Genomic DNA, 14,109 nt, shown 5'->3' with positions numbered 1-14,109 from the left:
CTGCGTATATTTCAGCGGGACCACAATCTGGCGATCACGGAAGTGGCTCACATCCCGTCCTGCCCGATCAGGAGTTCGAGCGGCTGCTCGAGGACGTCCCTGAGGTGGGCCAGGAACTGTCCGGCGACCGCGCCGTCGATGAGCCGGTGGTCGGAGGAAAGGGTGATTGACATCATGGCCCTGATCTCGACCTTGCCGTCCACCGCGACGGTGGTGTCCTTGACCTGCCCCACGGCGAGGATGGCCGCTTCCGGCGGGTTGATGATGGCCGTGAACTGGTCTACGCCGTACATGCCGAGATTGGAGATGGTGAAGGTGCCGTAACCGTAGTCTTCGGGGCCGAGACCGCGTCCGCGGGCCTTCTCGCCCAGAGATCTGGTCACCGCGGCGATCTCGAAGACCGATTTCTGATCGGCGGCTGCCACGACGGGTACGACCAGTCCGTCGTCAAGGGCGACGGCGAAGCCCACGTTCACGTCCGCATACTCCACGACCTCGCTGCCTTCGAGGGAGGCGTTGACCGCGGGAAAGGACCGCAAGGCGATGCCCGCGGCCTTGATGATCAGGTCGTTCACGGAGACCCGGGCCAGGCCGCGTTTCTCACCGTAGGCGATCAGCTGTTCACGAAGCCCGGCGAGGCGGGTCATGTCCACGTCCATGGTGAGGTAGAAGTGGGGAATGGTCGACGCGCTTTCGGCCAGTCGCGTCGCGGCGACCTTGCGCAGTCCGCTGAGCGGGGCGCGGCGCTGGACGCGTTTCGAACCCGGGCCGGCTGGCGCCGGGGGAGTCGCGGGTGTTGCCGTGGATGCCGCGGCCGCTGCGGGAACTGGCACCGGAGCCGATGCCGCACCGGCCTGGGAGGCGAAGGCCTCTACGTCGGAGAATACGATCCGTCCGCCAGGTCCCGTCCCCACGATGTTTTCGATCGAAACACCGAGGTCCCGCGCGTGGCGGCGCGCCTTGGGCGAAATCTTGACGCGGGCGGGCTGCCCAGGCTGGCCAGACTGTCCGCCTGATTCGGTGGCGGCCGGCGCGCCTTGACCGTTCTGTTGGGGAGATCCGGCGGCCTGGACGGCTTCCGGCGCTGCCTCAGCGGCGCCTGTCTTCGCGGCACCCGCGTCACCGTCAGGGCCTCCATCCGCGCTGCTGTCGCCTTCATCTCCGTCCCCGGCGATCGTCTCACCCGCTTCGCCGATGTATGCGATGACCTGCTGAATGGGAACGTCGTCTCCCGGACCGTGCAGTATCTTGAGCAGCGTGCCGGAAGCCTTGGCCTCCACCTCCATCACGCTCTTGTCCGTTTCGACGTTGAACAGCACCTCGCCTTCCGTGACGGAATCGCCTTCCTTTTTCATCCACTCCACGATGATTCCGGATTCCATGGTCATGCCGAGTACGGGCATGATGACTTCAGTGGCCATGACGGACTCCCAGTGTCCTTTGCAGCGCTTGGTACAGGTTGACGTTTGTCGCGCTAAATCACTTGTTTCTGTTCGACTTACAACGCGGTTGAAAGTCCGTTGAGCTTACACTTCCGGGGGGTTGGCGTCAAGCATTTTTTGATTGACTCGGCCTGCCCGAAAAGGATAGATTCACCCCGATTCCGCATTCGCCTAAAACGGTATGGAGGCCGTCTCGAGGTACGACGTCCTTCATGCTGAACGAATGTATGAACAGGTTCCCGGAAGTTCCGCGTTTCGAGGACCTGTTCGGCAGTTGTTCACCTCACCAACGTGGAGGATCCACGCCACATGGAAATCAAAGTCGATCGTTACACGAAAGTCGTGTTGACGCTGATCGCCGTCGGTCTGCTGGCCAATGCGTTCAAGGATGATCTGCCCAGCGTGGCTACACCGCTGAATCCTGAGCCGGCCAGGGCCGAGAACATCGTCATGGGTTCCACGATCTCGAATCTCGGGCAGCGTTTCATCACGACCAGCCCCGACGGGAAGACCGTATACACCTGGTTCCGTGAAGAGGACCGGCAATGGTACGATCGCGACAAGGTATATTTCATAGACGCGACCCACGTGGACGATTGATGGTTGACGCGCGGGTAAAGGCATCGTCGACGCTATGATCACGGGTCTCGTACTCGCCGCCGGCCGGTCCGAGCGCATGGGGACGCTGAAGCAGTTGCTCCCCTTCGGTAACGTCACGTTGATCGAACAGGTGATCCGGATGCTGACGCGTTCGCGCCTGGCCAAGGACGTCGTCGTGGTACTGGGCCACCGCGCCATGGACATTGTAAAGCGTATCTCCGGGCTGCCGGTCCGTTTTGCCTACAATCCGGACCCGGAAGGCGACATGGTTTCCTCGATCCGATGCGGCCTGGCGTACATCCATCCCGAACAGGCATTCCTGGTCGCCCTCGGCGATCAGCCCCTGGTCACGGCGGGGATCGTGAACCAGTTGATTGCCGAATACGAGCGGCGTCCCGAAGGCATGGTACTTCCGACGTATGACGGAAAGCTGGGCCATCCCATGATCGTATCGCCCGCGTATCGGGAAGAAATCCTGTTCGAGTCGAATCAGGGCGGTTTGAAAGCGTTGCGCGACCGGCACGCCGATAGCGTGCGCCAGGTGCCCGTGGATACGGACGCGGTACTGTTCGACCTGGACTACCGTGGCGATTATGAAGAGGCGCTGCGAAGATGGAGGGAGGAATCCGAACCCGGTGAGCGCTAACGTACTCGTTACCCGGCGCATCCCCGATGAATCCATCCGGATGCTGGAAGCGGCCTGCGGGGTGGTGGACGTCAACCCCCACGACCGGGCGTTGACCCGCGATGAATTCCTCGAGGCGGTTCGGGGCCGCGACGGGCTGCTCTGCCTGTTGACGGAGGACATCGACGACGAGGTACTGGACATTTCTCCCGGGCTTCGGGGCGTAGCCATCTACGCGGTCGGGTACAACAATATCGACGTGGATGCCTGCACGCGGCGGGGTATTCCGGTGTCCAACACGCCGGGCGTGCTGACCGACACGACCGCCGACATCGCCTGGGCGCTCATTTTCGCCACGGCCCGGCGCGTGGCGGAAGGGGACCGGTTCGTGCGGGAAGGACGGTTTACTGGCTGGGGACCCCTGCTGATGCTGGGCAGCGACGTAACGGGCAAGACGCTCGGCATCGTGGGGGGCGGACGCATCGGCACGGCCACGGCCCGGCGTGCCGCGGGTTTTTCCATGTCCGTGGTTTATACGAGTCGCAGACGCAATGCGACCATCGAGTGTACGGGCGCGCGGTATCTCCCGCTGGACGATCTGCTCAGGGAATCGGATTTCGTGTCCCTCCACGTGCCGCTTACGCTCGAGACCACCCACCTCATTAGCGCCCGAGAGCTGGACCTGATGAAGCCCACGGCCTACCTCATCAATACCACGCGGGGACCCGTGGTCGACGAAAAGGCCCTGGTGCAGGCCTTGCGAGACGGCGTCATCGCGGGCGCGGGACTCGACGTATTCGAGCGGGAACCCGAACTGGAACCGGGGCTCGCGGACCTGGAGAACGTGGTCATGCTGCCCCATGTCGGCAGCGGTACGGTCGCCACGCGCATCCGGATGGGGAACATGGCTGCCGCCAACCTGATCGCCATGGTCAACGGCGCGGACCCGCCGAACTGCGTGAACCCGGAATGGAAGCGGTATCGGATCTGAGTTAATCGAATCTGAATCAATCGTACCTGAGTCCCAAGACAGCATCTGGAACCTTCAACCTATGCCGGAATGACCGGATACAGGAGCCTGACATGAAGCTTGTGACCTATGGAGGCAGCGGACAGGAACGGATCGGCGCCGTTGTCGGCGATGAGATCGTCGATCTGCGGTCCGCCGACGAATCGCTGCCCGGTACCGTTCTCGGCGTGCTGGAAGCGGATGCCCTCGGGGACGTAGCAGGGGCGGTGGAAAGCGGCGCCGGTGCACGGACGCCCCTGGACGGCGCGCGGCTGGCGTCTCCCATACCCCGGCCGCCCAAGATCGTCTGTGTCGGGCTCAACTACCTCGATCATGCGACGGAGCAGAATGTGCCGCTGCCCGAGCACCCGCTGCTCTTCTCCAAGGCCACCTCGTCCGTGGTCGGTCCGTACGACGACGTGGTGCTGCCCACGGAAAGCGAACAGGTGGACTACGAGGTGGAGCTCGCCGTAGTCATCGGCAAGACCGCCACCGCCGTGTCCGAGGCGGACGCGTACGCCTACATCGCCGGGTACACGGTGGCCAACGATGTCAGCGCCCGCGACATCCAGTTCCGGCAGCAGCAGTGGCACCAGGGTAAGAGCTACGACACGTTCTGTCCCATGGGTCCGTGGCTGGTTACGAAGGACGAGATCCCCGACCCGAACACGCTCGCCGTGAAACTGACATTGAACGGAGAGGTCCTGCAGGACAGCAACACGGACAACCTCATCTTCAACGTACCCACCCTGGTGTCGCGCATATCGAACGCCATGACCCTGTTGCCGGGCGACGTGATCTCGACCGGTACGCCCGCGGGCGTGGGCGTGTTCCGCGATCCGAAGATCCTGCTCAAGGCCGGCGACTACATGGAAACCTATGTGGAAGGCATCGGCACGCTGAAGAACCACGTCCGATAGCCTGCGGGCGGCCGTGCAGGGTGGAAAGCATGAGTGCCAAAACTTACGAGCGATGTTCAACCCGGTAAAGGAAAATCATGGAGAAACTGAACAGGGAAGAGGCGCTGGCCCGGGCGGCGGACACGGGCGATCTTACGGGCGTGGACCTGGGCGGCGTGGACCTGTCGGAGGCCGTTCTGCCCCGCGTCGATTTCAGGGACGCCAACCTCGAAGGAACCGATTTCACGAAGGCCGACCTGACCGAGTCGGAGTTTCGCGACGCGAAGATGAACGGCGCGGATTTCTCGGGCGCGAAGATGGAACGGGCCGTGCTCATCGGCGCCCACATCGTGGGGGCAAGGTTCGACGGCGCCCACCTGGTCGGCGCGTTTCTCAACGGCACGACCGCGTCGGGCGCCAGCTTCAGGAAGGCGGACCTGCGGGCGGCCCGCATCGGGGTGCCGAAGTTCCAGTCCGACGATCCCTTTGCCGCGGCCACGAGCTTCGAGGGTGCCGACATGACCTGGTGTCTCTTCGGCGAGGCGGACCTTACGGGGGTTGACCTGCGGAACGCCAACCTGTCCCACGCCCACATGTACGAGACGGAGATGCGCAACGCCCTGCTCGACGGCGCGGACCTGACCGAGGTCCGGCTGAAGCGGCAGACGGTATAACCGGTCCGCTAAGGTCGTTCGGCGCTAAGGTCGTGCGGCGCCGGGGCCGCTCATTCGACCTGACCGCCCGGACCGCCCGGACCGCATAGGCGGCGCAGGTACTCGCAATACGGGTTATCTTCCACAAGGTTTCCGATCCTGAGCACCTGGTCCCGGCCGATGTACCCCTTCCGGTAGGCGATCTCCTCGACGCAGCCTATCTTCAGTCCCTGCCGGTGCTCAATGGCCTGGACGAAGTTGCTCGCTTCCAGGAGACTTTCCGGCGTGCCGGTATCCATCCAGACGATCCCTTCGTCGAAGCGCTCCACCGTCAGTTTTCCCCTGCGGAGATAGATGTTGTTGACGTCGGTGATCTCGAGTTCGCCGCGCCCGGACGGGCGCAGTGTTTTCGCGATGGAAACGACCTCGTTGTCATAGAAGTACAATCCGGTGACGGCGTAGTTGGACCGGGGATGACGGGGTTTTTCCTCGATATTGACGGCGCGTTGCCGTGCGTCGAATTCGACCACGCCGTACCGTTCGGGTTCCTTGACGTAGCAGGCGAACACCAGTCCTCCCTCTTTGTGCCCCGCAGCCCTTTCGACCATCTCGGACAGGCTGCTTCCGTGGAAGAAGTTGTCGCCGAAAATCAGGGCACAGGGTTCATCCCCGATGAACGATTCACCGATCAGAAAGGCCTGCGCCACCCCCTCGGGCGCAGGTTGCACGGCATATTCGAAGTGCATCCCGAGCGCGCTTCCGTCTCCGAAGAGCTTTCGGTACAGGTCGACGTGCTCGGGGGAGGAGATGACCAGGATTTCCCGGATATTCGCCATCATGAGCACAGACAGCGGATAGTAGATCATCGGCTTGTCGAAGATGGGAATGATTTGCTTCGAAACGGCGACGGTCTGCGGGTAGAGACGCAACCCGTGTCCGCCCGCGAGAATGATGCCCTTCATCTGTGGTCTCCGGTTATCTGCGTCTATGCCGATGTGATTCAGTAACTACAGACTTCCGTTGTCCGCGCGCCCCAAGTCTTTCCTGACCACCCATCCGAGTTGCGTCTGCCCGTTCCTCACCCATCCGCCAGCCACGCCAGATCGAACCGGGCAAGCGTGATCGTCTCGTAGGGATTATCGTCTCCCCGCTCGTACAGGCAGGCAACGGTCCCGTCCGAAAGCACGGCCAGGGACGAATAGGCGGCCGGTCCGGGATGCAGCACCTTCTCATGAGGCCAGGATTGGCCGGCGTTCTCGGAAAGACGCACGGTGAGGTTGCGCCGGTCGTCCCGGCTGGCCGGATTCGAGAACAGCAGCCGGTCGCCCCTGCCGGGGTAACGGACAAGGGCCGCCTGGCAGATCGGTTCGATCAGCGTGTCGTCGTGGCGCTGGTCCCGCCAGGTCATCCCGCCGTCCTCGCTGACGGTGACCTGCCGGGTGCGCAGCGACCGGTCGTAGTTGCGCGTGTTGAGCAACACGTCGCCGCTTTCTAGTTCGGCGACGCAGCATTCGTTGACCTGGTCTCGCGAGGTCGTGCCGCCCAGTCGCCAGGTTTCCCCGTGGTCGTCGCTGTAGACGACGTGGGAATAGTAGCGGTTTGTGCCGGCCTCGATATGGTCGCAGGGAATCAGCAGCCGGCCCGAGGCAAGCTGGATCCCGTTGCCCGGTCCGGTGGCGTACCACGTCCAGTCCGGAAGCTTGGCGGTGGCGGTGATCTCCCGTGGCTCGCGCCACGTGCGTCCGTCGTCGTCGCTGGCCGTGACCCACACGGTCCGCGAGCCCCGGCTCGTTCCGGCGATGATCTCGGATTCATGGTCGATGCCCAGGTTGTGGGTCATCAGGAGCCAGACGGTCCCGGTATCTCGGTCGACGACCGGGCAGGGGTTGCCGCAGGTGTTACCCGAGTCGTTCCACACCACCTCCTGACCCGACCAGGTGCTGCCGCCGTCCTCGCTGCGCTTCACCAGCATATCGATATCGCCGGTATCGCTTCGGCTGTTCCTCCGGCCTTCGCAGAAGGCGAGGACCGTTCCCCGGCTCGTTACGATGATCGCCGGAATGCGGTAGGTATCATAACCTTCCGTGCCGCTGGTCCAGAGGACGGATTGCATGCAGGTTCCGTTCATGAGAAACTCCGGGGTCTGCCTTGGGATAGTGCGTGTCGCGTTACGCGAGGTAGTTGAGCGCATGACCAGAAGGGCGTATCGCGGCCCGACAGTGGCGTTTTCAGTTGAATATGATATGCCCCGTAATGCCCGTCAATCCATCTATGATGACCCATAAGCCCGCGCTGACGAACTCGCCGAGGATCAATCCCAGGAAGAAGGGCAGCATCTTGCGATAGATGTCGATCCCGCCGTACTTGAGGATGAGTCCCTTGATCATCCACGCCAGGAATATGGAGAACCAGGCGGTGAGGAGCGGGGCGGAGGCGCCCACGGGAAATCCGATGAAATGGAGAGGCCACCAGATGAACTTCTGCCGCAGGAACATCAGCGCCCACATGATGGCGGCGCCCAGCCCGAAGAAGAACCATCGTCCGGCGGGTTCGGACGTGGCGGTTATCGTCGTCGCGAAGTAACTGAACCGGTTTTGCTGGAGCACCCCGAAGAACTGCCAGTTGAGGTTGATGCCCCCGTATTCGTACGCCAGGTACATGACCGTATAGATCGAGCTGGCCAGGCTGCAAAGTATGGCCAGTCCGATGGCCGCGGTCAGCCAGCGCTGGTTCCGGATCCCCGCCGTGTCGGCCAGCTTCAGGCCATTGGCCATGGATGGCATGATGAGCGTGCGCGTATGTGTCAACCAGAACTTGGTCAGTCCGATGGCCACCAGATTGCGCGCGCCGAGCAGGGGCCCGGTGAATCCGTGGATCATGAACTCCTGGGGGTTGAAGGTCTCCGCGAAGATCACGCCGCCTTCCGCCACGATCCGCGCGAAACCGACATACACGGCGAGCACCAGGATCAGCAGTATGACGGCCAGCCAGACGGAGAGGCCGATCATCCACAGCCATCCGAGCAGGAACAGGATGCCCAGCCCTCCGCCGATCACGGCAAATCGATAGGAGAGACATTCGTTGGCGTCGTCCGGGGAGCCTCCCCCGCGAAGCACCTTGCCCAGGATCTCGCGGATGTGCGCCCGGGCCAGCCAGACACTGAACAGCGCCAGGACCAGCAGGGCGCCGAACATCTGGTATTCGCCCGGTAGCGTGGTACTGCCCGCCAGGTCGATGCCGAAGCTCGCGTTCGCCAGGTTCTGCAGCCGGCTGAGCAGGAAGAAGAGCCAGAGGCTGAAGGATATCTCGAGGCTGAGGAGATAGGCGAAGCCCACCAGTGGGAAGGAGAGATTGATGGGCAGCACCAACTGATTGTTGAAGAGCCCGATGGTCTCCTGGAAGTAGATGGTGGGAAAAAAGTAGATGTAGTTGTGTACGGCGTTCCACGCGTTGATCAGGAAGGGAATGGAGAAACCCGCCCACATCATCCGGTTCCGGAAGAACGGCGTGAGACGTGAACGGGAACCGTCGTCGCCCGGATCGATCATCTCGGCCGGCAGCTTGACCAGGGGGAAGACGAGGCGTTCCCGTTCCACCCACTGCTTGCGCAGGATGACCGTGAGGCAGAACACCACGAAGTACAGCACCAGGACGAAGCTGAGCCACGCGGCGAGCGGCACGGCCCAATCGCTCCAGGGAATGCTTCCGCCCCCAGGAAGACCTTCGTAGAACGACCTTACGGTCTCGGGATCCTGGGGCATCAGCCAGGGCTCGACGTGGGGGGTCACGGTCTCGAGCCAGCGGTTTTCCGGCGTGGCGTAGTACATGGACGCCATGGCCGGGAGCAGGACTTCGGTCAGCCCGTAAGACGGGATGGCCGACGCGATGAGCGACATGATGTAGACGACGGCCAGTTCGCCCTGTGTGAGCGCGTGGCCCGGCGACCATGTGCGCAGGAGCGTGTTGATGATCCCGACGAGGACGGCGAAGAGAAAGACCACGCCGATGGGCGTGAAGTTGCTGCCCAGGTACGATCCCTGGATGATCATGTTGGAGTAGGGATCGGCGATTCCCAGAATCAGGGAGCAGGCCATGCCGACGGCCACGGCGCGTGGGGTGACCATCTCCCTTGGCGTGGAGAATTGACGTTTTTCTGGGGTTGTTTCCGGACGGGTGACCGACATGGGGGAGCCTTTCGGGCCGGCGCGTTCTGAACATCACGCAAGTCGGTCATCGAGGACGACCGGTGAAGGAAAGGGTATAGCGGCCGGAGAGCCGATGTCAAGGTGATTGTCCGTGGCCGCGGGCGCGTGGTGCCGGGCCAGGGGCGGGTAGTCTCTTGCGAAGCCCATGGTCATTCTCCTTACTCGGAGCGGCGGACGGCCATACTTCGATGGAAGATAGACTTGACGCTATCCTCCGCCTCGTTTACGGTTGTCATTCATGATCCTTACCAGTGTGCAGAATCCCCGAATCAAGGCCATCCGCGCCCTCTCGCAGCGCAAGAAACGACAGGAAACCGGTTTGTTCTTCGCGGAAGGCATCCGGCTTGCCGGAGAGGCCGTGCAGACCGGGGCCGAGATAGAGACGCTGGTGGTTGCGCCGGAACTGCTGCGCAGCGATTTCGGGCGGGACACGGTGCGGTGTGCCAGGGAGGATGGCGTCGAAATCCTGGAGGTCAGCGCCGATGTGTTTCGATCGTTGTCCGGGAAAGATGGCCCGGCGGGTATTGGGGTTGTCGTCAGGCAGAAGTGGACGGCGCTCGACGATGCGGGTGTGGGACGCGTCGATTCTACCGCGAACGGCTCGCTCGGCTGGGTGATTCTCGAGGACGTAGGCAGCCCGGGCAACCTGGGTTCGATCCTGCGGACGTGCGACGCCGTGGGCGCGGCGGGGGTCATCCTGCTGGGCACCACGGCGGATCCCTATGATCCGGAAGCCGTCCGCGGGAGCATGGGCGCCGTCTTCGCGCAGCAGGTCGTTCGTTCCTCGCTCGAAGCGCTGATCCAGTGGAAGCACAGGATCGGAATCCCGGTGATCGGCACTTCGGACGCCGCTTCGGCCGACTTCCGGTCAGCGACCTACGCCCCACCCCTCCTCCTGTGCCTGGGCGGCGAGCAGCACGGTCTTTCAGATGAGCTTGTGAATATCTGCGACACCGTGGTGCGCATTCCCATGGCCGGCCGCGCCGATTCGCTGAACCTGGCCGTGGCCGCCGGCGTGATGCTGTACGAGGTGTTGAGCCGGGTGCGGGGCGAGGGCTGATCCTATCCTACACATCAATGACACATCGAAGCCCATGATCGTTCGTGTTTCTTGTATCCGGAGGATAGAAAAGTCGCTGCGCCCCTCTGCATTGATACGCGGCACAGAGCCACGCTCCGCCCCGCATGGCGCGACAGGGATGCTTCGACGGATTCTCCGGTCCTTGCGGGTTCTTTCTGGGGCTTTCGGGATAGTAGTCGGGATCGTACCAGTCGCTGCACCACTCCCGGACAAGCCCCGCCATGCCTGAAACGCCACACCAGGTACGATCACCGGGATAGTCCAGGGCCGGCCTGGGACCTTCAAGCTGTGCGACGTGTTCGGAAAGCCAACAGGGGTTGTCGTAAGAACCATCCTTGTTACGGGACCCGCCGCCGTTAAGCCATTCCTTCCATTCATCGTTATCGGTGAAATGACGACCGGAAATTTCGTTGGCACATCGGCAAATATCTTCGATCCACGTGTTTCCCCAGGGAAAGACGCGTCCTTCGGGGCCCCGCGCCGCGTATTCCCATTCCGCTTCCGTAGGCAGACGGCCGCCCGCCCAGGCGCAATAGGCGCATGCGTCTTCCCAACTCACCGAACTGACCGGAAGCGGTTCGCTCCCCGGGACAGGCGCCCCATCGGACCACGCACTGTTCCATGGACCATGGATATCTTGATCGACCGGCGCTTCTCTCTCTGTATCTTCCATGAACGCGTGGTACTGTCCGATGGTGACCGGTTCCTCATACATCCAGAAAGCACTGATCTCGACATCGTGCTCGTGTAACTCGCCGATCCAGCGATTCCCGCCGACCTGATGATCAAACCACTTCTGGTCCCATCCCATGCCATGCCAGAGCGCCTGCACGGCCTTACGGCCCGATCCCATCGTAAATGCACCTTCGGGGACCAGAACCAGGGACGCACCGTCTGCATCGTTCGTCGCCTTTTCGGGGGAAGCGACACTCATGCAATATCCTCCTTAGTAAAACAGCATTGGATTCGGCATCGACGTGGTTGCACGACGATCGGTATTGCGGCGGAATGTAGAAGATCGGAAAACTACTTTTCCTTGTCATGGATGCACCAGCCGACTTATAATACCGGCCTGACTCTGGCAATCCCCGCATAATCATTCTACAACAAAGAGGTCGCCCCATGCCTGTTACCCGCCGCGCCTTCCTGGAAACTTCCGCCCTCGCGCTGACCGGCCTCGCCGCGTCCGCGAAGGCCCACGCCGCACCTGTACCCACCAACCACAGCGCACCCGCGCCGCCAACCATTGTCGCGTCTCGCAACGGGATCCGCGGCGTCAGGAAAGCCTACGAGATGATGACGACGGACCAGTCCGACCCGCTCGACGCGGTAATCGCCGGCGTGAACATTCAGGAGCTGGATCCATATGACCAGTCCGTGGGTCTGGGCGGGCGTCCGAACGCGGACGGCGTCGTCACTCTGGACGCGTCCGTCATGCACGGACCCACCCGGCGGGCCGGTTCCGTCGCCGCGCTGGAGGACATCGCCTCGGCGTCGCTGGTGGCCAAGGCGATCATGGATTACACCGACCACATCATGCTGGTCGGCAAGGGCGCGAAGCGCTTCGCCCTGGGCATGGGTTTCAAGGAGCAGAACCTGTTGTCCGAGGAGAGCAGGCAGGACTGGCTGCGCTGGCGGTCACAGCTCAACCCGGACGACGACTGGCTCGACCACGAGGACGATATCGTGATCGATCGTCCGGGCGGCACGATCAACATGTGCGGCGTGGACGCCAACGGTGATATCGGCAGCGTGACGACCACGAGCGGCCTGTCCTGGAAGATCCCGGGCCGCGTGGGCGACAGCCCCATCATCGGCACGGGGCAGTACTGCGACAACGAAGTGGGCGCCGCCGGTTCCACGGGTCGTGGCGAGGCGAACATCAAGGTCTGCGGTGCTTTTCTCATCGTGGAGTTCATGCGGCAGGGCAAATCACCCCAGGAAGCCTGCCTGGCTACGCTCGAACGGGCCGTGGCCATGACGGAGGACCGCCTGCTGACGGACGACGGCCGGCCCATGTTCAGCCTGAACTTCTACGCCGTGGCCAAGGACGGCCGGTTCGGCGGGGCGACCATGTACCAGATGCCGGATGAATACCTGGAGTACTTCCCCGGACGGGACAGTTACGCCGTAGCCAACGCCGACGGCGCCCGGCTGGTACCCCTGGCGTACGTCTATGACAAATCGAAGATTCCCGCGCCGACGATGGAACGTTTGATGGAGCGGGTGGAAGAGAGGAAGAGGGATCGGGAGAAGGAAGAAGGGTAAGGCCGCCTGTTAAGCGCTCTTGACCTCGACCTTGACGATACTAAGTGCTTCCTACTACACTTTTATCAACCTAGAAACGCGTAATTTCAGCACTTTTACCAACATAAAAATGCCATTCCGACAACGGTAGCGTCATTTCAGAGTCTGTTTCGGGCGTTTCGGGCGTGATGTAACTTAGATTTTCCAAGTGCTTAGACTTCAGTTGTGCTTTCGACGTGAGGTAGCAAGACCCAAAAGGGAACAACGGCAGAGAAACCTATGACGCTTAACGACCAGCAGATCGCCGCTTTTCACGAATCGGGTTACCTGTTTTTCGCGGGGTTGCTTGACGAACAGGAAGTGAGGGCGCTAAAGGACGCGGTACCGGATGTGCTCAGCCGGCAGGGACCGGAGGTGGTGCGGGAGAAGGACGACCCCACGGCCGCCCGGCTGGCCTTCGGAGCGCATACCTACTCCGAGCCCTTCGAACGATTGGCGCGGCTTCCCCGCCTGATGGACCCGGTCCGCCAGTTGCTGGGAGACGAGGTCTATCTCCACCAGACCCGCATGAATCCCAAGCAGGGCTTCGGGAGCGGGGCGTCGTGGACCTGGCACCAGGATTTCCCGTCATGGTACAAGGTCGACGGCATGCCCGAGCCGAATTGCATCATGGCGTCGGTATTCATCGACGACTGCACGCCCGTTACTTCGCCGCTGCTGATCATTCCGGGTTCCCACCGGTGGGGCCTGCTGGACTCTGAACTGCACGAGGACGCGAAGGGCCGCGGTTACGATCTGTTCCACATCGACCGGCCGACGCTGCAGCACCTGGCCGACGAGAACGGCATCGAACCGCTGATCGGCCCGGCGGGCTCGGTCGCCCTGATCCACAGCAACATCGTCCACGGATCGGCCGACAACGTCTCGCCCTGGCGACGGGCCATCTTCTACCTGATCTACAACGCCGTCGGCAACGCCTGCACGCGCGAGGTGAGGCCGTGGTACCAGAACAACAGGGACTTCACGCCTCTGGTACCGATCGGGGACGACGAGTTGCGGGACTTTGGAGGAGAATTGCGTGAAATCGGCTGAAAAAGATGTACTCCGCCAGATGGTAGGTGTGATCGTGGATGAAGTCAGTCCCGAGTCGGTTATCCTTTTCGGTTCCCGTGCTCGAGGCGACGAAAAAGAAGATTCCGATTACGATTTTGTAGTGGTGGAATCTATGCCGTTTGGGAATGGGAGAGACCGGCGCGCCGAGGCGACCCGCCTGTGGAAGGCATTGGCTGGATTTGGCGTATCGAAAGATATCCTTGTCTTCAGTCGGGACGAAGGAGAGTATTGGCGC

15 protein-coding genes are annotated in these 14,109 nt (G+C 62.3%); 9 read left to right on the top strand and 6 right to left on the bottom strand.

Features of this window, described 5'->3' with window-relative positions:
• Positions 1 to 47 precede the first annotated feature (47 nt).
• Positions 48 to 1,421: a dihydrolipoamide acetyltransferase family protein gene (locus OXG98_11205; protein MCY3772571.1), complete on the bottom strand. Its 1,374-nt coding sequence runs from the start codon at positions 1,419 to 1,421 to the stop codon at positions 48 to 50.
• A gap of 330 nt (positions 1,422 to 1,751) precedes the next feature.
• Between OXG98_11205 and OXG98_11200 the strand changes: the two genes are divergently transcribed.
• The 5 genes from OXG98_11200 to OXG98_11180 all read left to right on the top strand — a co-directional run bounded on the left by OXG98_11200 (position 1,752) and on the right by OXG98_11180 (position 5,249).
• Positions 1,752 to 2,042, top strand: a complete 291-nt coding sequence (locus OXG98_11200) for a hypothetical protein (GenBank protein MCY3772570.1) — start codon at positions 1,752 to 1,754, stop codon at positions 2,040 to 2,042.
• 34 nt (positions 2,043 to 2,076) lie between these two features.
• Positions 2,077 to 2,688 carry a nucleotidyltransferase family protein gene (locus OXG98_11195; protein MCY3772569.1) on the top strand — a complete coding sequence of 204 codons (612 nt, stop codon included), beginning with the start codon at positions 2,077 to 2,079 and terminating at the stop codon, positions 2,686 to 2,688.
• Positions 2,678 to 3,658: a D-glycerate dehydrogenase gene (locus OXG98_11190; protein MCY3772568.1), complete on the top strand. Its 981-nt coding sequence runs from the start codon at positions 2,678 to 2,680 to the stop codon at positions 3,656 to 3,658. Before OXG98_11195 ends, OXG98_11190 begins: the two co-directional genes overlap by 11 nt.
• Before the next feature lie 92 nt (positions 3,659 to 3,750).
• Entirely contained in the window at positions 3,751 to 4,596 is an 846-nt protein-coding gene (locus OXG98_11185) for a fumarylacetoacetate hydrolase family protein (GenBank protein ID MCY3772567.1), read from the top strand.
• A gap of 77 nt (positions 4,597 to 4,673) precedes the next feature.
• Positions 4,674 to 5,249 carry a pentapeptide repeat-containing protein gene (locus OXG98_11180; protein ID MCY3772566.1) on the top strand — a complete coding sequence of 192 codons (576 nt, stop codon included), beginning with the start codon at positions 4,674 to 4,676 and terminating at the stop codon, positions 5,247 to 5,249.
• Positions 5,250 to 5,299: 50 nt separating this feature from the next.
• On the opposite strand, the gene rfbA is transcribed toward OXG98_11180, so the two are convergent.
• The 4 genes from rfbA to OXG98_11160 all read right to left on the bottom strand — a co-directional run bounded on the left by rfbA (position 5,300) and on the right by OXG98_11160 (position 9,580).
• Positions 5,300 to 6,190: a glucose-1-phosphate thymidylyltransferase RfbA gene (gene rfbA / locus OXG98_11175; GenBank protein ID MCY3772565.1), complete on the bottom strand. Its 891-nt coding sequence runs from the start codon at positions 6,188 to 6,190 to the stop codon at positions 5,300 to 5,302.
• Positions 6,191 to 6,306: 116 nt separating this feature from the next.
• Positions 6,307 to 7,356, bottom strand: coding sequence for a sialidase family protein (locus OXG98_11170; protein MCY3772564.1), 1,050 nt, complete (start codon positions 7,354 to 7,356; stop codon positions 6,307 to 6,309).
• A 100-nt stretch (positions 7,357 to 7,456) separates the two neighbouring features.
• Complete coding sequence (locus tag OXG98_11165; GenBank protein ID MCY3772563.1) at positions 7,457 to 9,352, bottom strand: hypothetical protein; 1,896 nt, start codon at positions 9,350 to 9,352, stop codon at positions 7,457 to 7,459.
• Positions 9,353 to 9,445: 93 nt separating this feature from the next.
• Positions 9,446 to 9,580 (bottom strand): hypothetical protein, encoded by a 135-nt coding sequence (locus OXG98_11160; protein ID MCY3772562.1) that lies wholly within the window; start codon positions 9,578 to 9,580, stop codon positions 9,446 to 9,448.
• 91 nt (positions 9,581 to 9,671) lie between these two features.
• On the opposite strand from OXG98_11160, the gene OXG98_11155 reads away from it, so the two are divergent.
• Entirely contained in the window at positions 9,672 to 10,493 is an 822-nt protein-coding gene (locus OXG98_11155; protein MCY3772561.1) for an RNA methyltransferase, read from the top strand.
• 7 nt (positions 10,494 to 10,500) lie between these two features.
• On the opposite strand, the gene OXG98_11150 is transcribed toward OXG98_11155, so the two are convergent.
• Positions 10,501 to 11,448, bottom strand: coding sequence for an SUMF1/EgtB/PvdO family nonheme iron enzyme (locus OXG98_11150; protein ID MCY3772560.1), 948 nt, complete (start codon positions 11,446 to 11,448; stop codon positions 10,501 to 10,503).
• Positions 11,449 to 11,636: 188 nt separating this feature from the next.
• Here OXG98_11150 and OXG98_11145 point away from each other — a divergent pair, with 188 nt between their 5' ends.
• The 3 genes from OXG98_11145 to OXG98_11135 all read left to right on the top strand — a co-directional run.
• Positions 11,637 to 12,782 (top strand): N(4)-(beta-N-acetylglucosaminyl)-L-asparaginase, encoded by a 1,146-nt coding sequence (locus tag OXG98_11145; GenBank protein MCY3772559.1) that lies wholly within the window; start codon positions 11,637 to 11,639, stop codon positions 12,780 to 12,782.
• A 258-nt stretch (positions 12,783 to 13,040) separates the two neighbouring features.
• Complete coding sequence (locus OXG98_11140; protein ID MCY3772558.1) at positions 13,041 to 13,853, top strand: phytanoyl-CoA dioxygenase family protein; 813 nt, start codon at positions 13,041 to 13,043, stop codon at positions 13,851 to 13,853.
• A partial coding sequence (locus tag OXG98_11135) for a nucleotidyltransferase domain-containing protein (protein ID MCY3772557.1) occupies positions 13,840 to 14,109 on the top strand: 270 nt, incomplete at its 3' end. The genes OXG98_11140 and OXG98_11135, both read left to right, overlap by 14 nt.

It is taken from the genome of Gemmatimonadota bacterium, assembly GCA_026706345.1.
In the GTDB taxonomy this organism is placed as follows: domain Bacteria; phylum JAAXHH01; class JAAXHH01; order JAAXHH01; family JAAXHH01; genus JAAXHH01.
This window is presented reverse-complemented; position numbering and strand designations above follow the sequence as displayed.

Bases quoted from the DNA above. Each gene is read 5' to 3' on its own strand.
- OXG98_11205 (MCY3772571.1), bottom strand. From the start codon at position 1,421: ATGGCCACTGAAGTCATCATGCCCGTACTCGGCATGACCATGGAATCC.
- OXG98_11200 (MCY3772570.1), top strand. From the start codon at position 1,752: ATGGAAATCAAAGTCGATCGTTACACGAAAGTCGTGTTGACGCTGATC.
- OXG98_11195 (MCY3772569.1), top strand. From the start codon at position 2,077: ATGATCACGGGTCTCGTACTCGCCGCCGGCCGGTCCGAGCGCATGGGG.
- OXG98_11185 (MCY3772567.1), top strand. From the start codon at position 3,751: ATGAAGCTTGTGACCTATGGAGGCAGCGGACAGGAACGGATCGGCGCC.
- OXG98_11180 (MCY3772566.1), top strand. From the start codon at position 4,674: ATGGAGAAACTGAACAGGGAAGAGGCGCTGGCCCGGGCGGCGGACACG.
- rfbA (MCY3772565.1), bottom strand. From the start codon at position 6,190: ATGAAGGGCATCATTCTCGCGGGCGGACACGGGTTGCGTCTCTACCCG.
- OXG98_11170 (MCY3772564.1), bottom strand. From the start codon at position 7,356: ATGAACGGAACCTGCATGCAATCCGTCCTCTGGACCAGCGGCACGGAA.
- OXG98_11165 (MCY3772563.1), bottom strand. From the start codon at position 9,352: ATGGTCACCCCACGCGCCGTGGCCGTCGGCATGGCCTGCTCCCTGATT.
- OXG98_11160 (MCY3772562.1), bottom strand. From the start codon at position 9,580: ATGGGCTTCGCAAGAGACTACCCGCCCCTGGCCCGGCACCACGCGCCC.
- OXG98_11155 (MCY3772561.1), top strand. From the start codon at position 9,672: ATGATCCTTACCAGTGTGCAGAATCCCCGAATCAAGGCCATCCGCGCC.
- OXG98_11150 (MCY3772560.1), bottom strand. From the start codon at position 11,448: ATGAGTGTCGCTTCCCCCGAAAAGGCGACGAACGATGCAGACGGTGCG.
- OXG98_11145 (MCY3772559.1), top strand. From the start codon at position 11,637: ATGCCTGTTACCCGCCGCGCCTTCCTGGAAACTTCCGCCCTCGCGCTG.
- OXG98_11140 (MCY3772558.1), top strand. From the start codon at position 13,041: ATGACGCTTAACGACCAGCAGATCGCCGCTTTTCACGAATCGGGTTAC.